A 21,977-nucleotide genomic window follows, 5' to 3' on the forward strand; every position below is an offset into this window, starting at 1 on the left:
CCGTTCGGCGCTCGTGTGTGTGCGACTGCGAGTGCGAGCGTGCCCGCGGGTGCGTCTCGAGCGGATGCCGCGGCTCAGGCCGCAGCACCCTCCGCGACCGCGTCGAGCTTCGCGCCGAGCTCGGAGTCGGTGGGCTCGGTGAGGTGCGTGCCGTCGGGGAAGACGACGACGGGGATGTTCGTGCGACCCGAGATCGCCTTCGCGCGGTCGGCGCCGTCGGCGACGACCATCAGGTCGACGTACTCGTAGTCGACGCCGCGGCGGTCGAGCAGCGCCTTCGAGCGGCGGCAGTCGCCGCACCACTCGGCGCCGTACATCGTGATGCGGGCAGGGTTGAGGTCGGTCGCGGGGGAGGTCATGTGAATAACCTACGTGGGTATCCTGTGTGGCATTCCCAGCCTGCGACCGGTCGACGGGTCGCCCCGGGGTCGGCGGTCGGGCGGATGCCTGGGCGGGGGTTCCGCGGCGACCGCGCGGGTGCGAGGCTCGGGTGCATGCAGTTCGAGACCACGATGTCGCAGACGGGGAACAACACCGGGATCGAAGTGCCGGCCGAGGTCGTCGAGGCGCTCGGCGGCGGGCGGCGGGCAGCCGTCGTCGTCACCGTCAACGGCTACGAGTACCGGAGCACGCTCGCCGTGATGGGCGGGCGGCACATGATCCCCTTCAGCTCGGACAAGCGGGCGGCGACCGGGATCGCCGGCGGAGATCCGATCTCGGTCGAGCTCGAGCTCGACACCGCGCCGCGGACGGTCGAGCTGCCCGAGGACTTCGCGACGGCGCTGGATGCGACGCCCGGCGCACGGGAGGCGTTCGACCGGCTCGCGCCCAGCCATCGGAAGGCGCACGTGACCGCGATCACCGAGGCGAAGGCGCCGGAGACGCAGGCACGGCGCATCGCGAAGGCCGTCGAGAAGCTCGTCGGCGGCTGACCGGCCCCGATCAGCCGACCGGCTCGCGCTCCCAGGCGGGCAGTTCGACGCCGACGAGCCGCGCGAACGCGCTGAGCTGCGCGACGCCCTGCGGCGTGCGCGGCAGCGCGTCGAGCAGGCCCGGCGAGTGGATCAGGTAGGCGGCGACCTGCGCGCGCGAGATCGCGACATTCAGGCGGTTCTTGAGCAGCAGGAATTCCACGCCGCGCGGGGCGGCCGCCGCCGACGACGCGGCGAGCGTGACGATCGCGACCGCGGCCTCCTGCCCCTGGAACTTGTCGACCGTGCCGACCGGGACCGCGGTGTACCCGGCGCGGTCGAGCGCCTCGCGCACGACGGCGAGCTGCGCGTTGTACGGCGTCACGACGATGATGTCGCCCTGCTCGAGCGGTCGTGGCCGGGCGCGCACCGGATCGCCCTCGCCGTGCGCGATGCCCGTGAACGCGCGTCCGAGGAGCGAGCCGACGATGCGGACGACCTCCGCGGCCTCCTCGATCGACTCGGTCGTGTTGCCCTCGTGCTCGATCGGAACGGCGGTCAGGCCCGGCTCGACGCCCTCGATGCCGCGCAGTGCGGCGGACGGGTGCGACGCGAGCTCGCCCTCATACGACAGCGCCGAGACGGATGCCGCGAGCGCCGGGTGCATCCGCCGGCTCTCGGCGAGGAAGTACCCGAACTCGGGCGGTAGCACGTCGTGGCCGTCGGCGATCCATCCGAGCGCGGACATGTCGACGGGCTCGGGGTGCGTGCCCTGGCTCACCTGCGGCAGCTGCTGCGGGTCGCCGAGGAGCAGCAGCCGGCGCGCGGCGACCGAGGCTGCGATCGTGGAGGCGAGCGAGAACTGCCCGGCTTCGTCGACGACGAGGACGTCGAGCGCGCGCCGGCCGACGCGGTCGGCGTTGGCGAAGTCCCACGCGGTGCCGCCCACGACGAACCCGGCATCGCGGTTCGCGGCGATGAAGGCCGACATGCCGTCCTTCTCGATCGCGGTCCAGCCGCGCACGGCGTCGTCGTCACGGCTCTTCGGCGCCTTGGCGATGCGGCGCGGGTCGAGTCCGGCGCCCACGACCGCGTCGAGCAGGTGCTCGACGACCGCGTGCGACTGGGCGACGACGCCGACCTTCCAGCCGTGGTGGCCGACGAGTCGCGCGATGACGTGTGCCGCGACGTAGGTCTTGCCCGTGCCGGGAGGGCCCTGCACGGCGAGGTAGGAGTCGTCGAGGTCGCCGAGGGAGCGCACGACCGCACCGACGTACTCGTGGTCGGGCAGCGGCGCGAGCGCACCCGAGCGCGTGCGCGGCGGGATGCGCCGCAGGAGGTCGACGGCGGCGTCCTTCGGCCACGCCGGGTGGCGGTCGACGATCGGCCGCGCCCATTCGGCGATCGCGGCCTTCTGGCGACCGGCGGGCGGCGGGTTGCCCGGCACGAGCGCGAACGGCAGGTCGCGCCACGTCTCGTCGACCGTCGACCGTTCCTCGATGCGCACGCCGTCGGGGGTCGCTTCGAGCACGGTCGCCTTCGCCCAGGCTCGCGAGCCGGGTCGCCGCGAGAACGACGGGAACGGCGCCGGCCAGTCGTAGAGCAGGTAGAGCTCGGCGCCCGCGCTGAACCGCGAGCCGGGCGCGATGCGCCCTCGGAGGAGGAGCTCGCGTCGGTCGAACTGCTGCCGGCCCTCGCGGTACCAGTCGTGCAGCACGACCGTGCGCGCCGGGTCGACGACGAGCACGTCGCGGTGGTCCTCCCACGCCTCGAGAGGCTGCTCGACGCGGAAGAAGTGGCCCCACCAGAACGTCTTGAGCTCGCGCTCGTGGTAGTCGATCGCGGCGGCGGCGAGGGCGAGCGCCGTGCGGTCGGGGTCGTCGCGACGCTCGTCGGCGCTGCCGGCGAGGGCCGACAACTCGGTCGCGAGGGGGCTCGCCGAGTACTGCTTCGCGGTCGGCTCGACGAGCAGGAGCGCCGGCACCGGAGCGACCCCGTGCGCCCGCGCGAGGCCGAGCAGCCAGTCGCGGAGCCGGAGCGTGGAGACGCAGTCGTACTCGTTGTACTCGGCGAGGTCGTCGAGCACGAGCTGCGCGGCCTCGGCATCGCCCGTCGCCGCGAGCTCGCGGGCCCGCACGTACTCGAGGATCGAGTCGCCGCCCGACTTCACGTCGGCCTCGCGCAGCTTCTCGCCCATGTAGAGGGGCTCGAGCTTCTTGATCGAGTACGAGCGGCTGCCGACCCGCACCGCGCGCTTGACGATCGGGTAGAGGTCGACGAGCACGCCGTCGGCCAGCAGCTGGTCGACCTCGGCCTCGCCGACGCCGTGGCGCGCGGCGATCGAGGTGAGGTGCGTGCGCTCGTAGCTGGCGTAGTGGTAGATGTGCAGGTTCGGGTGGCGCTCCCGCCGCTCCTTCACGAACGCGAGGAACCGCACGAGCGCCTCGCGCTCCTCGGCGAAGCTGTGCGCCCAGATCGGCGTGAACGTCTCGTCGACGTCGATCGTGCCGAACAGGTAGTCGAGTCCCCACTCGGTCGCCGCGCCCTCGGTATACAGCGGGTCGCCCTCGAAGTCGAAGAACAGGTCGCCGGCGTCGGGCTCGGGGATCGCCGCGAGCGCGCCCGGCTCGCGCACCTCGACCGGCGGCGGCAGCGGCGGGTCGTCGGGCGAGCGATCGCCGGATGCCTCGGCGGCGCGCGCCTCGGCCTCGGCGGCGAGCTGGAGCCGCGCCTGCACGCGCAGGCCCTCGAGCGTCGCCTCCATCACGCCATCGACCGGCCCGGCGGAGGCTGCGAGCTCGTCGATCGTCGTGAGGCCGGCGGCGTGGAAATGCGCGCGCTGCGTGATGCGGAGCCCGGCGACGAGGAGCAGGTCGCGGTTGGCCTGCACCTCGAGGTCGCACGTCGGGCAGCGCCCGTCGAGCGCGTAGCGCGGGTCGCCCCACTCGACCGGGCCGTCGGCGGCGACGCGCTCGTCGACGAGCTGCCGGAGTCGCTCGCGGCGGAGCAGGAACACCGGCTCGATGTCCTCCAGCCGGTGGGTGCTCGTCGTGCCGTCGCCGAGCAGCAGCTCGACGGTGTCGGCCCGCGGCACGCCGATGCGGTCGAGCTGCGCGGCGTACGCCGCGAGCTGGAGCAGCGCCGTGACGCGCGCGCGACGCGCGAGCTTGGAGTCTTGGACGAGGTAACGCCCGTCGGGCTGCCGCACGATGAAGTCGGCGAAGCCGACGAACCCGTCGTCGACGAAGGTCGCCTGGAACACGACGGGCGCACCCGACTCGAACGCGGTGCGGGTGGCCGCGACCGCGGCCTCGAGTTGCGCCGCATCGCGGAGGTCGGGGCGGTCGATCTCGACGACGCCGTCGCCGAACTCGGCGCGGTAGCGGTCGAGGATCCGCAGCTCGTGCGCGTCGCCCATGCGCCCGGCCCGCTCGAGCATGGCGTCGGCCACGGGCTCGAACAGCGTCTCGCGCCCGAGCTTCACGTCGAGCTCGCGCAGGAATGCGAACTCGCAGTCGGAGGCCTTCTTGAGGTCGCTCGCGCTCGTGACCACCGTGCCATCGGCCAGGTACATCGGGCTCCCTCCGCCGCTTCGATCGAGACCACCGTAGCCGCGGCATCCGACATCGACCGGCGGAGCGGGGCGGCAGGGCGGCCCGTTCCGGACGGCCGTCGCCGGCGCGCACCGTGCGGCGTCGGGTGGCGCACATGGTCGAGTGGGAGGACTGGCTCGCACGCCACGCCGACTGATCCGCGGGGTCAGTCGTGAGCGGCGAGCGCGCCCCGCTCGAGTCCGAGCATGCCCTCGACGGCGCCGTGGATCATCGATCCGCGTGCGCTCGCATCGCCCCATCGCACGAGCGCCTGCGCGTTCAGTCCGTCGATCATGCCGAGCAGCTGCCAGGCCGCGGCCGCGGCATCCGTCGTCTGGAAGCCCGCGGTCGCCGCGCCGTCCTCGATGACGCCCTGCACGACGGCCTGCCAGGCGTCCATCTGCTCGCGGACGGATGCCGCGAGCGCCTCGTTGCGGCGGCCCATCGCCCAGGCCTCGACCCAGACGATCGTCACGTCGTCGCGCGTGCCGTCGAGGAGGGTGTCGAGCAGTGCGCCGAGCCGCTCCCGCGGGCCGGGACGGGCGGCGAGGAAGGCGGCGACCTCGTCGATCTCGTCGGCGACGATCGTCGCGAACGTGTCCGCGACCAGTGCGTCCATGCTCGGCTGGTAGTGCGCGACGAGCGCGGGCGCGACGCCGGCGCGGGCCGCGATCGCCCGCAGCGTGACGGCCGTCAGGCCCTGCTCGAGGGCGAGCACGCGCGCCGCCTCGGCGATCTCGGCGGATCGCTCGGCGGGGCTCTTGCGAGCGGCGCGGGTGCGGACGGGTGTTGACATCGTCAGGCCAGTCTAGGTAGTCTCCCACGTTATTGATCGCATGATCAATATATCGATCCGCTCGATCGAACATCCCGCCGTCGAACGATGAGGTTCCGCACATGAGCATCCAGACCCCGGAGGAGATCCGCGCCGACGTCGCCGCGACGCCCTCCGCGCCCGCCGCGCCCGCGGCATCCGCCCACGCCCCTGCCCACGCCGCCGCGGCCGCCGCCCCCGCCGCCCCGACCGCCGACCGCGTCGGCCACGTCGAGCAGCACGGCACCGAGCACGTGCCCGCCTCCGAGCGCCACGGCCGCCCCTCGAGCCTCTTCTGGGTGTGGATGTCGGCCAACGTCGGCTACCTCTACTTCGTCGTCGGCGGCGTCCTGATGCTCCTCGGCCTGCCGCTCTGGGAGGCGCTCGCGATCACCGTCGTCGGCAACCTCTGGTGGGCGCTCGTCGGCTGGCTCGCGGTGAGCGGCCCGGTCTCGGGCTCGCCGAGCGTGTCGATCATGCGCGCCATGTTCGGCATCCGCGGCAACAAGGTCTTCGGCGCGGGCCTCGGCGTGCTGATCGGCCTCTTCTACGAGATCATCAACGTCGCGTTCGCGACGCTCGGCGCGATCGCCCTGCTCGCCCACTTCGGCATCGGCCTGCCGGCCGGGGGCGAGTGGATCGTGCTCGCCGTCATCGGCGTCCTGAGCTTCGTGATCGGCGTCTACGGCCACGCGACGATCCTCGCGCTCGCGCCGTGGTTCTCCGCCGCGCTCGCCGTGGTGTTCGTCGTGCTCGCGGTCTTCGTCTTCGGCGCGGCCGACTGGACGTACGAGGTCGAGCCGCTGCCCGTCGCCGACCACTGGGCGCTCGTCATGCTCGGCTTCGCGATCGTCGCCTCGAGCCCGCTGTCGTGGGGCATCGGCGCCGACTACGCGCGCTACCTGCCGGCGGATGTCTCGAAGAAGGCCGTGGCCTGGTACACGGCGCTCGGCGGCTTCGTCCCGGCCGTGCTCATCGGTGCGCTCGGCGTCGTCGCCGGCACCGCGATCGACATGACCGACCCCGAGCTCACGATCGGCGAGATCGTGCCCGCGTGGTTCACGCCGCTCTTCCTCGGCATGATCGTGCTCTCGAGCATCACGAACAACGTGCTCGTCGCCTACTCGACCGGCTTCTACGCGCAGGCGCTCGCCGAGCGCATCTCGCGCGCCGCGACCACGATCGTCACCGGAATCGTCGCGACGGCCGTCGCGGGCTGGGTCCTGTTCCTCTCGCCGAGCTTCCTCGACGCGCTGAGCGCCTCGCTCGAACTCGCGGTCACCGTGTTCGGCCCCCTCGTGTCGATCTACGCCATCGACATCGTGCTCCGCCGCAACCGCTACGACGGCGCCGCGCTCGACGACACGCGTCGCGGCGGCCCGTTCTGGTACCGCGGGGGCGTGTTCCTCCCGGGGGTCGTCGCGATGGTGACCGCCATCACGATCGCGGTGCTCTCGGCCAACACGACGCTCTACGTCGGCCCGATCTCGAACGCCCTCGGCGGCGCCGACCTGTCGGCCCTCGTCGGCCCGGTGCTCGGCGCCGGCATCTACGCCCTGCTGTGGCTGACCACCGACCCGTACCGCGACCCCGCGAAGCGTCCCGGCGCGGCATCCGGTGCGCCCGAGGCATCCGTCGCTGCCGCACCCGCTGCCATCATCGAGACGGATGCCGCGGCATCCGCCCGCACGAACGGAGACCACGCATGAGCTGGCGCATGCCCGCCGAGACGGCCCGCCACGAGCGCACCTGGATGGCGTTCCCGAGCGGGGGCCCGACCCTCGGCGAGACCGCCGCCGAGCGCGAGGAGGCGTACGCGGCGTGGACTGCGGTCGCCCACGCGGTCGCCGAGTTCGAGCCGGTGACGATGCTCGTCGACCCTGGCGAGCGCGAGCGCGCCGCACGGATGCTCGGCGACGGCGTCGCCCAGGTCGAGGCGCCCGTCGACGAGTACTGGATGCGCGACCACGGACCCACGTTCGTCGTCGACGACGAGCGCCCGGGCGTGCTCGGCGCGGTCGACTGGACGTTCAACGGCTGGGGCGACCACGCGTGGTCGGAGTGGCGGAAGTCGGCCGAGCACGCCCGCATCATCGCCGAGCTCGTCGGCGCCGAGCTCGTCTCGAGCGCGCTCGTGAACGAGGGCGGCGGGATCCACGTCGACGGCGAGGGCACGGTGCTGCTGACGGACACCGTGCAGCTCGATCCGCGGCGCAACCCGTACGCCGACCGCGCCCGCGTCGAGGCCGAGATGGCCCGCACGATCGGCGCGACGAAGGCCGTCTGGCTGCCGCGCGGACTCACGCGCGACTACGACGAGTTCGGCACGAACGGGCACGTCGACATCGTCGCGACGCTCGCCGCGCCGGGCCGCATGCTCCTGCACCGCCAGGACTCGGCGGAGCACCCCGACTTCGAGGTCACGCGCGAGCTGCGCGAACTGCTCTCCGAGCAGACGGATGTCACGGGCCGGCGCTTCGAGATCCTCGACCTGCCCGCGCCCGCCGCCGTCCGCGACGACGATGGCCTCGTCGACTGGAGCTACGTGAACCACCTGGTCGTGAACGGCGGCGTGATCGCCTGCGGCTTCGGCGATGAGCGAGCGGATGCCGCGGCGCGCGACATCCTCGAAGCGGCCTACCCCGGGCGCCGAGCCGTGACGGTCGACGCCCGGCCGCTGTTCGCCCGCGGCGGCGGCATCCACTGCATCACGCAGCAGCAGCCGGAGGTGGCACGATGAGCTCCGCCGCGACCAGCCGTGGGTCGAGTAGCAGCGACGCAGTCGCCGCGTATCGAGACCCGGACGCTGAGGGCCTCGATACGGGCGCTCCTGCGTCGCGTCCTACTCGACCGACGGGAGCCTTCGACGTCGTCGAGGCGTCGATCGCCGACCTGCGCGCCGCGCTCGAGTCGGGTGCCGTGACGAGCGTCGGCCTGCTCGACGCGTACCTCGCGCGCATCGCGGCGTACGACGCGCCCGGCACCGCGACCGCGCTCAACGCGCTCGTCGTCATGAACCCCGAGGCGCACGCCGACGCGGAGGCCTCCGACGCGCGCCGCGCGCGCGGCGAGGTGCTCGGCCCGCTCGACGGCATCCCGTACACGGCGAAGGACAGCTATCTGGCTCGCGGCCTCACGGCGGCGGCGGGTTCGCCTGCGTTCGCCGACCTCGTCGCCCAGCGCGATGCTTTCACGATCGAGCGCCTGCGGGCCGGCGGCGCCGTGCTCATCGGGCTGACGAACATGCCGCCCATGGCGAACGGCGGCATGCAGCGGGGCGTCTACGGTCGCGCCGAGTCGCCGTACAACGCCGAGTTCCTGACCGCGGCGTTCGGGTCGGGTTCGTCGAACGGTTCGGGCACGGCGACCGCTGCGTCGTTCGCGGCATTCGGCCTCGGCGAGGAGACCTGGTCGTCGGGCCGCGCTCCCGCCTCGAACAACGCGCTCTGCGCGTACACGCCGTCGCGCGGCGTGATCTCGACGCGCGGCAACTGGCCGCTCGTGCCGACGATGGACGTCGTCGTGCCGCACACGCGCACCATGGCCGACCTGCTCGAGGTGCTCGACGTGATCGTCGCCGACGACGCCGAGAAGCGCGGCGACTTCTGGCGCGTGCAGCCCTGGGTGTCGATCCCGCGTTCCTCCGAGGTGCGGCCGGAGTCGTACGTCGGGCTGGCGCCCGCGGACCTCGTCGGCACCCGCATCGGCATCCCGCGCATGTACGTGAACGCCGACCAGCTCGCCGGCACGGCCGAGCCCGGGGCATCCGTCGGCATCGGCGGCCCGACCGGGCAGCGCATCGAGACCCGGCAGTCGGTCGTGGACCTCTGGGAGGCCGCGCGTCGCGACCTCGAGGCCGCCGGTGCCGAGATCGTCGAGGTCGACTTCCCGGTCGTGTCGAACTACGAAGGCGACCGTCCCGGCGCACCCACCGTGTTCACGCGCGGGTTCGTCACCCCCGAGTACCTCAAGCGCGAGATCGTCGACCTGTCGGCGTGGGCATGGAACGACTTCCTCGACGCGAACGGCGACCCGGCGCTCTCGTCGCTCGTCGACGTCGACGGGGCGACGATCTTCCCGCACCCGGCCGGCGCGCTGCCCGACCGGTACACCGGGTTCGACGACGACATCGCCGAGTACCCCGGCTGGGTGCGGTCGCACCCCGGCGCGACGTTCGACGACATGCCCGAGCTCGAGGAGGGCCTGCGCGGCCTCGAGGAGACGCGCCGCGTCGATCTCGAGCAGTGGATGGGCGGGCTCGGCCTCGATGCCGTCGTCTTCCCGGCCGTCGCCGATGCGGGGCCCGCAGACATGGACGTGAACGAGGCATCCGCCGATCTCGGCTGGCGCAACGGCGCGTGGGTCGCGAACGGCAACCTCGTGCCCCGTCATCTCGGCATCCCGACCGTGACCGTTCCCATGGGCACGATGGCCGACATCGGGATGCCGGTGGGCCTCACGTTCGCCGGCCGCGCCTACGACGACACCGCGCTGCTGCGGCTCGCGGCGGCGTTCGAGGCGACCGGCGCCCGCCGCACCGAGCCGCCGCGGACCCCGCGCCTCGGCTGACACCGCCCGCGCGAGGCCCGGTCCGGCCGAACGGACCGGTTCCCGGGGCAATTTCCGTCTTCGAGATGAGGGAGAAAGGTAGCCGGCGACTACCTTTCTCCCTCGGTCGCGAGGCGGATCCCCTGCTCGACTACCATTCGGGGATGACGACTCCCGGCTCGATCGAAGACGTCCCGATCGGCGGCGAGATGATCCGCCTCGGCCAGTTCCTGAAGTTCGCGGGGCTCCTCGACTCCGGCGGTGAGGTGAAGGAGGTCATCGCCGAAGGCATGGTGACCGTGAACGGCGAGGTCGACCTCCGCCGCGGTCGGCAGCTCCACCCCGGCGACATCATCGAGTTCGAGGGGCACCGCCGTCGCGTCCAACCGTGAGACGTGCGCCGATCCCGACCGATCGGTGAGCGCTGGCGAAGTCAGAAGCAGTCAGGCTTGACCGGAATCGTCGTTCACTTGTTGAATGGTGCGCGGACGGGCCGTCCGCGAAGGGTTCCCGGCCTCGAGCCCGCCCGGATGGGAAGTCTGCAATGGCGCAGTACGACGTGGGAGACCGCTCGGCGATCGTGACGGCCGCGGGCAGCGGCCTCGGCCGGGCGACCGCGCTGCTCCTCGCCGCGAACGGCGCCTCGGTGCTCGTGAACGACATCGAGGCCGATCGCGCGAACGCCGTGGTCGACGAGATCCGAGCGGCGGGCGGGATCGCCGAGGCATCCCCCGGCGACGTCTCGGACCCGGCATGGATCGCGGCCTCGATCGAGCAGGCGAACGCGATCGCGCCGCTGCGCATCGCGGTCGACAACGCGGGCATCGGCGGCGCGGCAGCGCCGATCGGCGACTATCCGGATGACTCGTGGGATGCCGTCATGGACCTCAACGTGAACGCGACCTTCCGCAACCTCAAGGCGCAGCTGCCGCCGATCGTGGCGAACGGCGGCGGCTCGATCGTCGTCATGAGCTCGGTGTTCGGCAGCGTCGCGTTCCCCGCGCAGTCCGCCTACGTGACCTCGAAGCACGCGCTCGTGGGTCTCACGAAGACCGCCGCCGCGGAGTACGCCCCCGCCGGGGTGCGCGTGAACGCGGTCGGCCCGGCGTTCATCAAGACGCCCATGCTCACCGCCCACGCCGACGAGGCGCTCATCGAGCTGCTCGTGACGAAGCATCCGATCGGCCGCCTCGGCGAGCCCGAGGAGGTCGCCGCCCTCGTCGCGTTCCTCGCGAGCGACGCGGCGAGCTTCATCACCGGGAGTTACCACGTGATCGACGGCGGGTACGCCGCCGTCTGACCCCCGAGCCGGTCGTCGCGATCGGCTCAGGCGACGTCGAACGTGCGCTCGTGCAGCCCGGTCGCCCCATCGGGGGCGACCGGCGCGCGGTCGGCGGTCTGCACCTCGCCGTCGGCCGAGATCGCGCGCACCCGGATCGTGTGACGGCCGGGCGCGGCATCCCACTCGTACCGCCACTGCACCCAGGTGTCGGCCGAGATCGCCGTCGCGAGCGTCGCGGGCTGCCATGCGCCGTCGTCGACCTGCACCTCGACCGCCGCGACCCCGGTGTGCTGCTGCCAGGCGACCCCGGCGACGACCACGGCGCCGGCCGAGACCTGCTGCCCCACGCGCGGCACGTCGATGCGCGAGGAGAGCTTGATCGGGCCGCGCTCACTCCAGCCGCGGTCGGACCAGTACGCGCGATCGAGGTCGAACCGGGTGACCTCGAGCTCGGTCACCCACTTCGTCGCCGAGACGTAGCCGTAGAGGCCCGGCACGACCATCCGCACCGGGAAGCCGTGCTCGACGGGCAGCGGCGTGCCGTTCATCCCGACCGCGAGGATCGCCTCGCGGTCGGGGTCGGTAAGGACGTCGAGCGGGGTGGACGCGGTGAACCCGTCGATGCTGCGCGAGAGCACCATGTCGGCGTCGGCGCTCGGCGAGGCATGCGCGAGCAGCTCGCGGATCGGGTGGCCGAGCCACACGGCCGTGCCGATGAGGTTCCCGCCGACCTCGTTCGAGACGCACGCGAGCGTCGTGACGCTCTCGCCGAGGGGCAGTGCGAGCAGGTCGTCCCACGTGAGTTCGACCTCTCGGTCGACCATGCCGTGGATCCGCAGTCGCCAGTCCGCGGGATCGACCTGCGGCACGTTCAGCGCGGTGTCGATGCGGTAGAACTCGCCGTTCGGCGTGATGACCGGGGCGAGCCCGTCGATGCCGAGCTCGGCGGATGCCGGAACCGACGCCCTCGTCGCGGGCGCGGGCAGCTTCAGCGCCTCGCGGACCGTGCTCACCGCTCGGGACCCGGCCGAGAGCGCGGTCGACGCGATCGCGGCGAGGACGCCGACCGCGGCGGTGCCGCCGGCCCACACGAGGAAGCGCCGTCGGTCGAGGTCGGCGACGTTCGGGGCGGCAGCCGCGGCCGCGCCGGAAGCCTCCGCCGGGCGCGCAGGGGACGTGTCCGGGGCCGCCGCGGCACCCGTCGCGGGGCCCGGCGCCGCGACCCGTTCCGGAACGGCGACCCGCTCCGCGGGCAACCGCACCAGCAGCATCGACAGCGCACCCATCGCCGCGACGGCTCCGATCGCCGCAGGCAGGATCGCGAGGACCGAGGCGTTCGCCCGCGTCGCGGCCGCCAGCGCCCCGAACACGCCGAGGAAGGCGAAGAGCCCGCGACCCCAACGGGGATGCCGCGCCTCGAGGATGCCCGCGAGGGCGCCGACGATGACGAGCACCACGCCCACGCCGATGAGCAGTGCGAGCTTGTCGGCGGTGCCGAACAGGGCGATCGCGGCATCCTTCGCCCACGGCGGGGCGACGTCGATGAGGAGCCCGCCGATCGACGTGAACGGCGACGCCGTCGCGGAGATGATCGCCGCCGCGAGCTCGCCCGCCCCGGCGCCGAAGGTCGCGGCCGCGACGCCCGCCAGCGCGGGCCGCAGCCGTCCGACGGGCGCGCGTTCGGTCGGCATGCCCTCAGGCTACGTCCGTCCGGGTGGCGGAGCGCACGCGCAGGCACCGCCGTAAGCGGTTCGTAAGCAGGCCCGGTCCGGCTACACCCAGGGCAGCGTCGGGAGCACCTGGTCGGTCAGGAACGAGAACGACTGCGTCACGGCGCTCATGACCCAGCCGAACAGGGTGACGGCGGCCGTCACGATCCACGCGATCGTCTGCTCCTGGCGGGTGCCGAGCACGCGCCGGCCGTCGACGTCCTTGGCGCTGTTGGTGAGCGTCAGCACGAGGTCGACGAGCCACCAGATGCCGAAGCCGCCGACGGTGATGAGCTTCAGGACGCCGGTTCCGACCTTGCCGAGGTAGAACCGGTCGACGCCGAGCACGCCGAGCAGCCAGGCGAACAGCCACGTGGCGACGAACGAGCGGGTGGAGGTCGCGTCCTGTGCGGCTCGTGCGACCTGAGGGTTCTGGCCGGGCGCCGGGCCCGGCGGGTAGGCGGTCATGACGATTCCCCCTTCGTCACCGTCCACGATGCCGCCGGACGGCCCGGCGCTGCGAGGCCCTAGGTCCTGCGGCCGGGTCGGGCGTGCTGCGCGATGAAGTCCGCGACGCGCGGCGCGAGCCCGGCCCCGATCTCGGCCGCGGGGCGCTTCGCGCCCTTCACCTCGAACGAGTGGTTCGCGTCGACGATCCAGTCGAGCACGGCGGCGGGTGCGAGGCCCGCGACGAGCGCGTCGAGCTGGTCGTTCGGGATCGCAAAGGGGTCGTTGCGCCCCTGCAGGAACAGCATCGGCACACCCGCGAGCTTCGGGAAGTGCTCGTCGCGCGACTTCTCCGGCCGTCCGGGCGGATGCAGCGGGTAGCCGAGGAACACCAGGCCCGCGGCATCCATGCCCTCGGCGACGGCCATCGACGCCATCCGCCCGCCGAACGACTTGCCCGACGCCCACGCGGGCTCGCCGTCGGGCGCCTCGGCGCGCGCCGCGGCCATGACCGCGCGCCAGGTGGCGATCGCGACGGGCGGCCGGTCGGGGAAGCGGCGCCCCGCCGCGCGGTACGGGAAGTCGAAGCGCACCGTCGCGACGCCGAGTTCGCCGATCGCCCGGCAGAACCCCGTGAGAAACTGATGATCCTTGCCCGCGCCGGCGCCGTGCGCGACGACGAGCGTCGCGGACGCGCCAACCGGTCGCCGCAGCACCGCCGGCACCTCGCCGATGTCGTCGCCGACCTCGATCGACAGGATCCGCTCGTCGTCCATGCATCCATGGTGCCCGAGTGCGTCCGCGGCGGCGCGCCGTGCAGGCCGTCGCGGCGCGTGCGGACGCGCGCCCGGAACGTGGACGGGGCCGGGACGACTCGAAACGTCCCGGCCCCGCGCCTGCCGCGCCCCCGCGCAGCATCCGTGTCACCCAGTCCCGGAGGTCCCCACCCGCCGGTCGTCGCGCGTGGAGCGCATGGCTCCGATCCGCACGACGAGGGTGACCACGATGACGACGGCGGCCGCGATCGCCGCGGCGATGCCCGTTGCCGTCGACTCCGGCTCGTCCGCGAGGCGTCCCACCGCGACCCACGCGAGCCCCCACGCCAGGGACAGCGCCGGGGCGATCCGGCCGCGGCCCCACCAGGCGAGCGCGACGCCGACCGCGGCGGCCGCCGCGATGACGCCGATGGCCCATGCCTCGGCCGGAAGGCCCCAGCCCTCGAACCCGGCGGCCTGCAGCACCGCGGTCGCGTTCGCTGCCGTCGCGACGACGACCCAGCCGAGGTACAGCCCGATGGAGCCGTCGGTCACGACCGCGTCGACGACGCCGCTCGGCGGCATCCGTCGCAGCTGCACGAAGAGCCACGCGAGCACGACCAGCAGGACGACGATGACGGGCAGGCTCGCCCACAGGAGGTCGAGCTGCACGACGCCGATCCACACGGCGTTCAGCACGAGGGAGGCGGCGACGGCGTAGCCGATCCGGGGGTGCCGCGCGCTCGTGCGCTGCGCGGGCAGCACCTGGATGATCGCGTACGCGAGCATGCCGGTGTAGATCACGCTCCAGATGCCGAAGGCCGGCCGTGCCGGCGCGATCAGCGTCGAGTCGGCATCGAGCCAGCCGCCCGCCGCATCCTGGATCGGCGTCCCCCCGGCGGCGCCCGAGCCGATGAAGGCGGCGGCGATGGCGAGGAGCGAGGTCACGAGGACGACGACCTGGCGCGCCGTGTCGGCGACGCCGCCGCGAGGAGTGCCCTGCGCGGTCGGTCCCGTGCCCGGACGGCTCCGGCTCCGGTCGCGGCTCTGCGTCGAAGTCAACGGATGCCTCCCCTCGTCGTCGCGGTCGGCCGACCGGTGTCGCCGTACCGATCGGCCGATGCCCGCCAGCGTACGAAGCCGATACGGGCGCGGCGTCAACCGTTCGATTGAATCCGGCGTCCGGTCTCGGATGCCGGCCCGCCGGTGCGGCCGCCCGTGCTCCGGGAGCCCGGTCCCGCAGCAGACGTCGTGCTCGGGCGCGCGGTGATGGTCGACGCGAACAGTCGCCGCAGGCCGGCGATGCCGCCGCGGTGCCAGGCCGCCAGCTGGCGCTGCGCACCGGTGCCGTCGCGCAGCAGGCGTGCGACGAGCCGGTGGACGAGTTCGCGGTCGCCCGCGCGCTCCAGCGGCTCGGTGAGATGGCGTTCGAGCCGGCGGACGAGTTCGTGGGCCGGCGCCAGCCGACCGCTCGCGGGATCGAACGCACCGCCCGAGAGGCCGGCGTGCGCCGCATGCAGCGTCGCTGCGCTCAGGAGCTCGGGCGGCGGGTCGGGGTCCGGGTCGTCGACCGACCGCAGCGGGCGGATGGCGGCGGGGTCCGAGCCGAAGCGATCGTGCTCGTCGATCGCCCGCATCACGAAGGCCCGGCAGAGCGCGGCCACGAGGAGCGTGTCATCCGTGGTGAGCTGCGCGTCGGACATCCGGAACTCGATCGTCGGCAGGTGCTCGGAGAGCCGCACGTTCCAGGCGATGAGGGCGAGTTCGACGAGCCCGCCCAGCCCGAGCATGTCGTGGGTGCGACGCTCGTAGTCGGCGGCGTCCGCGAAGCGCGGCGGGCATCCGGCGGTCGTCCAGCGGCGCAGCTGCACGGTGCGCCAGCTCTCGTAGCCGGTCACGTGGCCGCGCCAGAGGGGCGAGTTCCCGGTCATCGCGGTGAGCAGCGGCAGCCACGGTCGCACCGCGTTCAGCGCGGCGACGCCGTGTTCGCGACTGGGGATGCCGACGTGGACGTGCAGTCCGCTCATCTGGTGGTCGGCGATGATCCCGGCCATGTCGCGCACGATCCGGTGGTAGCGATCCACGTCGGTGATCGACGGGAATCGGGGCGCGTCGGGCGAGGTCCCGACGCTGGCGACGCAGACCGCGTGCCGGCCGGCGTCGGCGTCCACCTCGCGGCGGAAGGCCGCCAACTGGTCGCCGGCCTCGGCGAGCGTCTCGAACACGGGCGTCGCGAACTCGACCTGCGACGCCAGGAACTCGGGGTGGGCGTGCTCGCCCCAGCGCGGGTCGGCGGCGAGCCGGCGATGGACGTCGGCCGCGACATTCGCCGGCATCATCGTCTCGGGGTCGAGGAAGAAGAACTCCTCCTCGATGCCGAACGTGGTCATCGTGACTCCCGTCCGGGGCGTTCCGTCCGAAGGGATTCCGGATGCCTCATGGCGGCAGCGTGCGCCCGCCGCGCGCCGGTGTCAAGGGGCTATCCGAGGGTGCCGCGAGTGTGCCTCGAACACCTCCACCGGCTCGGACAGGCCTTTCAGCTCGACGGGCCCGATGGGGCGGAACGACAGGCCGGGGTCGTCGTTGAGCTGCACCACCGCGCCGGTGACGAGGGTCTGCCCGGCGGTCGCCGCGCCGGAGATCCGCGACGCGAGGTTCACCGCCCGGCCGAAGTAGTCACCGTCCTGCATGACGACGGGGCCCGCCGCGATGCCCGCGTGCGCGGGGAGGCCGATCGTCGGCGCCGCCTCGACCATCTCGAGCGTGGCGCGCACCGCCCGGCCGGGGTGCCGGAAGTGCACCATGACGCCGTCGCCGAGCCACTTCACCGGGGTGCCGGCGTGGTCGGCGACGATCCGTTCGACCATCGCGCTCAGCTCCCTCGCGAGCCGTGCGCCGGTCGCGTCGCCCTCCTGGTCCGTGACGCCCGTGTAGCCCGCGAGGTCGATGAAGACGAAGGCCGGCGGGTGCGCGGATCCGACGGGCGCGCCGGACGCCTCGATCGCCCGCTCGATCCCCTCCACGATCCCCGCGGTCCAGCCCCGCTCCTGCTGCCGGCGGTACAGCGTGAGCACCATCCGCTCCATGAGCGGCGCCAACTCCGAGCCGAGGTCCGCCGACTGCACGAGCGCCTCCCCGAAGTCCAGGCCGGAGCGCATGAGCCCGCCGACGATGTACGTCTGGAACAGCTCGTTCTCGGCCTCGGTGACGCGGCGCAGGCCGTCGACGTAGACCCGGCCGATCCGGATCATCGCGTCGAGGTCCGTGAGGGCCGCGACCATGCCGATCAGCCGGTAGATCGACTCGTCGTCCTCGCGCGCGACGTCGTCGGGTTCCAGTCGCCGGTTCACGAGGGCCGCGCTCGTCTCGTGGATCACCTCGAACGGGATCCCGAGCCGTTCGGCGAGCTCGCCGTACGTCTCGGTGCCGAGTTCCGCCCACGAGCGATACTGCGGCGCGTCCATGAACGAAAGCGGCAGCCGACCCGCCGAGACCGCCGCGCCGATGGTCTCGGCGTCGAGGCCAGCGCGATCGCACGCCTCGAGGAGTCGGACGCGCTGCACGTCGCTCCGGTCGAAGGTGCCGTCGTCGGCGGGCGCGAGCACGCCGAATCGCAGCAGCTGCTCGATGAACCCGAGGCCGACGCCGGAGCGTTCGACGAGTTCATCGCGGGTGTATCGAACGACGGTGCCGCTCACGAGGGCGAGCCTACGCCGTCGTCACCACCCCTCGGTGAGCACCCGGTCGAGCATCTCGACGAAGAAGTCCGCGCTCTCGCGCGTGACCACGAGCGGCGGCTTCACCTTGAGCACGTTCTTGTGGTCGCCGGTCGGCTGCATGATCACCCCGAGTTCGAGCAGGCGGTCGCAGATCGCCGTGGTCTCCTCCGTCGCGGGTTCGAGCGTCGCACGGTCGCGCACGAACTCGACGCCGAGGTAGAGCCCCAGCCCGTGCACGATGCCGATGAGCGGATGCCGCTCCGCGAGCGCCTCGAGCCGGCCCTTCAGGTACGCGCCCGTGTCGGCCGCGTTCCGCTGGAGCCCCTCGTCGCGGAACGCGTCGAGCACGGTGAGCCCGGCGACGCTCGAGGCGGGGCTGCCGCCGGTCGAGGAGAAGAAGTAGCCGCCGGCGCGATAGCGCGCCGCGATCTCGCGCGTCGTGATGACGGCGCCGAGCGGGTAGCCGTTGCCCGCGGCCTTCGCGACCGCGATCACGTCGGGCACGACGCCCTGCTGCTCGAACCCCCAGAACCACTCGCCGAGCCGGCCGTACCCGGCCTGCACCTCGTCGGAGATCGCGAGCCCGCTGGCCTCGCGGACGGCCGCGTACACGTCGGCGAGGTAGCCGTCGGGCAGGGGGATGCCTCCGGCGTTGCCGGCGAAGCTCTCCGAGATGAACGCCGCGGGCGGGCGACCGGATGCCGCGAGCTCGCGGATGCGCGCGGCCGCCTCGGGTCCGTACCGACGGGCTTCCTCGCCGCGGTGCACGCCGCGGAACGGGTTCGGCGCGTCGACGGGGTGCACCCAGTCGGGGCGCGTCGCGAGCGCGTTCGGGTTGTCGGCGATCGACGTGCTCACGGCGTCGGACGCGTAGGTCCACCCGTGGTACGCCTCGAGCAGCGAGACGACGTCGCGCCGACCTGTCGCGGCCATCGCGACGCGGATCGCGAGGTCGGTCGCCTCGGAGCCGGAGTTCACGAGGAACACGGTGTCGAGCGGGTCGGGCGCGAGCGCCGCGAGGCGCTCGGAGAACTCGACGACGGCGCCGTAGTTGAAGCGCGAGTTCGTGTTGAGCGTGCGGAGCTGCTTCGCGACCGCGGCGGCGAGCCCGGGGTGCCCGTGCCCGAGCGGCGTGACGTTGTTGACCATGTCGAGGTACACGCGCCCGTCGGTGCCGACGAGGTGCTCGCGCCACCCCCGCTCGATGCGCGGCGGTGCGTCGTAGTAGTGCTCCTGCACGTCGGCGAACGAGCGGTCGCGGCGCGCGATGAGGTCGGCCGCATCGTCCCCGGTGGTCGAGTAGGCGCGAAGCGCCGTATCGAGACCCTCGTCGTGCAACCCGATCGCGACGGCTGGATCCTCCGTGACCGCGAGCCAGCCGGGCGCGACCTCGGGCCGCACGAGGTGCGGGACGTGCTGCGGTGCGTCCGGGGCCTCGAGTCGGATCCGGGCGCGCGTGCGCGCCGGCACGGTGCCATCGAGGATCGTCATGCCGTCGGCGGCCTCGACCACGAGCCGCGTGTCGGCGTCGGTCGTCGACACGCGGGTGGCGGCGGCGAACCAGACGTCGATGCCGTTCGGCACGGTCGCGGCGGAATCGGGTGCGTGCGTGCGGCTCGCCGTGAGGCGGGGCGTCGAGCGTTCGAGCCAGGCGAGCGGCGCGCCCGCATCGAGGGCGGCGTGCGCGAGGCGCTCGTCGAGGTCGGCGTCGAGCCAGGCGCCGGCGTCGACGTCGCCGGACGTGATCGACACGTCGAGGCGGGTCGCGCGCGTGAGGTCGATGGCGGGGTCGAGCGTGATGCGCGGGGAGGTCTCGATACGCGCCGGCTTCGCCGGTGCTACTCGACCACCGGCGGCGAGGCCCGGAGTCTCGGTACGCGCCGGCTTCGCCGGTGCTACTCGACCACCGGCGGCGGGGTCGACGCCGAGGGCCGCGGCGAACACGTGCGTCATCACGACCGACGGGATCGAGACGGCCTGCTCGAAGATGCGCCACTCGCGCTCGACGCCCTCGGCGGCGTACGCGTTCGCGCCGCCGTCGATCTGCACCTGCTGCTCGCCGCTCACGACGAGCACGGCGCCGCGCAGCACGACGAGCGGCCACAGCGCGCGAACCTCGGCGGCCGACAGCGGACGCATGGCGTGGAACGCCCGCACCGCGGGCAGCACCGAGACGGGCTCGGCGCCCGCGTGGTGCAGCACCGACGAGATCGTGATCGCTAGCTCGGCGACGGCCCAGCTGCGCGTGACGTCGCCGAAGTCGATCATGCCGTCGGGCAGGCGGATGCCGCGCTCGGTCGTGCACACGACGTTGTCGTCGGTGAGGTCGAGGTGCACGGCCTGCATCGGGAGGTCGGCGGCGACGGCCTGCAGGTCCGCCCAGGCGCTCGCCGCGGCATCCGTCACCTGCGCCCGCTTCGCGGGGTCGGGGTGGAGGTGCGCCAGCAGGTCGACCACGCGGTCGGCGTACCGGAGGTCCCACTGCAGCACGCGGTCGAGGCCGGGGTGCTCGAATTCCGCGAGGGCGAGGCTGGCGTGCGCGGCGACCTCGCCCATGCGCGAGACGACCGCGGGGGAGAGGTACGCGGGCCCGTTGAGGGTGCCGCCCGGCAGGTAGTCGAGCAGTCGGATGGCGAGCGGTCCCTCGCTCGTCGCCGCGACGACCGATCGGGGCGTGCCGTCGTCGGCGCGGCTGGTGGTCGCGATGCGGAGCTGCGGCGCGGCCTTGGCGATGCGGGACGCCGCGTGGTCCTGCGCGTCGAGCTCGTCGGCCGTGAACGCGGGATTCGTGATCTTGACCACGCCGACGGGTGCGCCGCGCTCGCCGGGGGCTTCCGCGGTGCTGGTCCGCGCGAGGAAGTTCTGGTCCTGCTGGCTGCCGAGCGGCTCGAGTCCTACGTCGAGCCCCCAGCGCTCGCGCACGATCGCGACGACCTCGTCGGCGGGCAGCGCGGGCGCCGGCAGTTCGCCGGCCGAGAAGAAGTCGAAGCCCCGGGCGTTCGCGGGCTGGCTCATGTTCGCCCCTTTCCGCCTCGAACATAGTCAGGGCGGATGCCTCCGGCCGAGCGCCGTCGTGTCGATCTCCGTGCCGTTCGTCCGCCCGGCGGGCGACGCGCGGGCCGCCTGCGACGGATGTCGGCGGTCGCTCGTACCGTGATGGCCATGACGAACCAGCCGCTTCCGACGCTCGAGCCCGACGTGCTCGACGAGCCCTGCCTGCGCTGCGGCTCCGCCGCGGTGCGGGTCATCGTGTACGGCCCGCTCGACCTCGAGGTCGAGGCGGATGCCGCGGCCGCCGGCCTCGCGGGCGAGGCGCCGATCTTCGACTGCCGCGACTGCGGCTTCGAGTGGGGCGAGGCGGTCCGCGACCTGCTCTCCTGAGGAGCGGGTCCTGCGCACCGCGAGCTACACCGACGTGCGATCGGTTCGGTCGGCGCGAAGCGACGCGAACGCGGCTCGGACGACGAATGCCGACCACGCGAGCACGCCGAGGAGCTTGGCGCCGTCTTCCGCGATCACGGAGAGTCGGGTCGCCGGTTCGACGAGCACGTCGATGCCGGCTGATGCGCCGAGGCTCGCGAAGGCGACGATCAGGAGCGCCGGGTCGAGGCGATCGATGATCGTGACGCGGAAGCGAACGGCGAACGCGACGAATCCGACGGCGTAGGCCGCCGCGAGCACCGTGCCCGAGCCCGGACCGAACGCCGCGGTCTCGTGCAACAGGAGGAGATCGTCGAGCGCGAACACGAGGCTGAGCGCGAGGCCCCATGCGAGCGGGCGGCGGAACCCGGTGCTCGGTCGCGCGTGCGCCATCGCGGCGACGACCGTGCCGGCCGCCATCACGAGGACGACGATGCCGAGGTTCGAGACGATGCCGTATGCCGGACTGGAGTCTCCGTGCGCCGCTGCGACGGCCTGACTGTCGCGCAGGAGGTCGGTGGGCGTCATCCACGGCTGGGTGAGCACTGCCGCGACGGTGGCCGCGACGGCGGCGGTGATGCCGACGTGGATCCGGGCCGGTGTTCGTCGGAGTGCGTCGCCGACCTGCTGACGGGGCGTCGGACCGGGGCTCGGTCGTTCGCTGGTGCCGGTGGCGCTCGCACGCTGCTCGCCGGTCTCGCGGTCGGCGGTGGCGCTCGTGGTTCGCGGGTTCGTGATCGTCGTCCCTCCCTGCGCCACTGCGGCGCATCACGCGAGCG

18 protein-coding genes are annotated in these 21,977 nt (G+C 73.2%); 7 read left to right on the top strand and 11 right to left on the bottom strand.

Annotation, left to right across the window (positions count from 1 at the left end):
- Nucleotides 1-74: 74 nt before the first annotated feature.
- Nucleotides 75-359, bottom strand: coding sequence for a glutaredoxin family protein (locus GJ743_RS05120; protein WP_155050847.1), 285 nt, complete (start codon nt 357-359; stop codon nt 75-77).
- A 135-nt stretch (nt 360-494) separates the two neighbouring features.
- On the opposite strand from GJ743_RS05120, the gene GJ743_RS05125 reads away from it, so the two are divergent.
- Nucleotides 495-932 carry a YdeI/OmpD-associated family protein gene (locus GJ743_RS05125; protein WP_155050848.1) on the top strand — a complete coding sequence of 146 codons (438 nt, stop codon included), beginning with the start codon at nt 495-497 and terminating at the stop codon, nt 930-932.
- Between the two features lie 10 nt (nt 933-942).
- On the opposite strand, the gene GJ743_RS05130 is transcribed toward GJ743_RS05125, so the two are convergent.
- Complete coding sequence (locus tag GJ743_RS05130) at nt 943-4,485, bottom strand: TM0106 family RecB-like putative nuclease (RefSeq protein WP_155050849.1); 3,543 nt, start codon at nt 4,483-4,485, stop codon at nt 943-945.
- A 185-nt stretch (nt 4,486-4,670) separates the two neighbouring features.
- On the bottom strand, nt 4,671-5,300 hold the full coding sequence (locus tag GJ743_RS05135; RefSeq protein ID WP_155050850.1) for a TetR/AcrR family transcriptional regulator: 630 nt from the start codon (nt 5,298-5,300) through the stop codon (nt 4,671-4,673).
- 101 nt (nt 5,301-5,401) lie between these two features.
- Between GJ743_RS05135 and GJ743_RS05140 the strand changes: the two genes are divergently transcribed.
- The 5 genes from GJ743_RS05140 (at nt 5,402) to GJ743_RS05160 (ending at nt 11,166) form a co-directional block, all read left to right on the top strand.
- Nucleotides 5,402-7,027: a purine-cytosine permease family protein gene (locus GJ743_RS05140; RefSeq protein ID WP_155050851.1), complete on the top strand. Its 1,626-nt coding sequence runs from the start codon at nt 5,402-5,404 to the stop codon at nt 7,025-7,027.
- The gene (locus GJ743_RS05145) at nt 7,024-8,058 is read left to right on the top strand and encodes an agmatine deiminase family protein (RefSeq protein ID WP_155050852.1); all 1,035 of its coding nucleotides are present in this window, start codon (nt 7,024-7,026) and stop codon (nt 8,056-8,058) included. The genes GJ743_RS05140 and GJ743_RS05145 overlap by 4 nt, the downstream gene beginning before the upstream one ends.
- Nucleotides 8,055-9,887 carry an amidase gene (locus GJ743_RS05150; RefSeq protein ID WP_155050853.1) on the top strand — a complete coding sequence of 611 codons (1,833 nt, stop codon included), beginning with the start codon at nt 8,055-8,057 and terminating at the stop codon, nt 9,885-9,887. Before GJ743_RS05145 ends, GJ743_RS05150 begins: the two co-directional genes overlap by 4 nt.
- 143 nt (nt 9,888-10,030) lie before the next feature.
- The gene (locus GJ743_RS05155) at nt 10,031-10,258 is read left to right on the top strand and encodes an RNA-binding S4 domain-containing protein (RefSeq protein WP_155050854.1); all 228 of its coding nucleotides are present in this window, start codon (nt 10,031-10,033) and stop codon (nt 10,256-10,258) included.
- A 152-nt stretch (nt 10,259-10,410) separates the two neighbouring features.
- A complete protein-coding gene (locus GJ743_RS05160; RefSeq protein WP_155050855.1) occupies nt 10,411-11,166 on the top strand; it encodes an SDR family NAD(P)-dependent oxidoreductase in 756 nt (251 codons plus the stop codon).
- Nucleotides 11,167-11,192: 26 nt separating this feature from the next.
- On the opposite strand, the gene GJ743_RS05165 is transcribed toward GJ743_RS05160, so the two are convergent.
- From GJ743_RS05165 to GJ743_RS05195, 7 genes are all read right to left on the bottom strand, one after another.
- Nucleotides 11,193-12,839, bottom strand: a complete 1,647-nt coding sequence (locus tag GJ743_RS05165; RefSeq protein WP_155050856.1) for a molybdopterin-dependent oxidoreductase — start codon at nt 12,837-12,839, stop codon at nt 11,193-11,195.
- A gap of 81 nt (nt 12,840-12,920) precedes the next feature.
- A complete protein-coding gene (locus tag GJ743_RS05170) occupies nt 12,921-13,325 on the bottom strand; it encodes a TM2 domain-containing protein (RefSeq protein WP_155050857.1) in 405 nt (134 codons plus the stop codon).
- A gap of 59 nt (nt 13,326-13,384) precedes the next feature.
- Complete coding sequence (locus GJ743_RS05175; protein ID WP_155050858.1) at nt 13,385-14,080, bottom strand: alpha/beta hydrolase family protein; 696 nt, start codon at nt 14,078-14,080, stop codon at nt 13,385-13,387.
- A 147-nt stretch (nt 14,081-14,227) separates the two neighbouring features.
- The gene (locus GJ743_RS05180; RefSeq protein WP_230386515.1) at nt 14,228-15,121 is read right to left on the bottom strand and encodes a tryptophan-rich sensory protein; all 894 of its coding nucleotides are present in this window, start codon (nt 15,119-15,121) and stop codon (nt 14,228-14,230) included.
- Between the two features lie 95 nt (nt 15,122-15,216).
- Nucleotides 15,217-16,449, bottom strand: coding sequence for a carboxylate-amine ligase (locus GJ743_RS05185; RefSeq protein ID WP_155050859.1), 1,233 nt, complete (start codon nt 16,447-16,449; stop codon nt 15,217-15,219).
- A gap of 81 nt (nt 16,450-16,530) precedes the next feature.
- Entirely contained in the window at nt 16,531-17,757 is a 1,227-nt protein-coding gene (locus GJ743_RS20110) for an adenylate/guanylate cyclase domain-containing protein (RefSeq protein WP_155050860.1), read from the bottom strand.
- A 21-nt stretch (nt 17,758-17,778) separates the two neighbouring features.
- Nucleotides 17,779-20,793, bottom strand: coding sequence for an aminotransferase (locus tag GJ743_RS05195; protein ID WP_155050861.1), 3,015 nt, complete (start codon nt 20,791-20,793; stop codon nt 17,779-17,781).
- Nucleotides 20,794-20,940: 147 nt separating this feature from the next.
- Here GJ743_RS05195 and GJ743_RS05200 point away from each other — a divergent pair, with 147 nt between their 5' ends.
- Entirely contained in the window at nt 20,941-21,159 is a 219-nt protein-coding gene (locus tag GJ743_RS05200) for a hypothetical protein (protein ID WP_155050862.1), read from the top strand.
- A 24-nt stretch (nt 21,160-21,183) separates the two neighbouring features.
- Here the strand turns inward: GJ743_RS05200 and GJ743_RS05205 are convergent, their stop codons facing one another.
- Nucleotides 21,184-21,957: a hypothetical protein gene (locus tag GJ743_RS05205; RefSeq protein WP_155050863.1), complete on the bottom strand. Its 774-nt coding sequence runs from the start codon at nt 21,955-21,957 to the stop codon at nt 21,184-21,186.
- Between the last annotated feature and the right edge of the window lie 20 nt (nt 21,958-21,977).

The organism is Agromyces bracchium (assembly GCF_009709675.1).
GTDB classification, from domain to species: Bacteria; Actinomycetota; Actinomycetes; order Actinomycetales; family Microbacteriaceae; genus Agromyces; species Agromyces bracchium.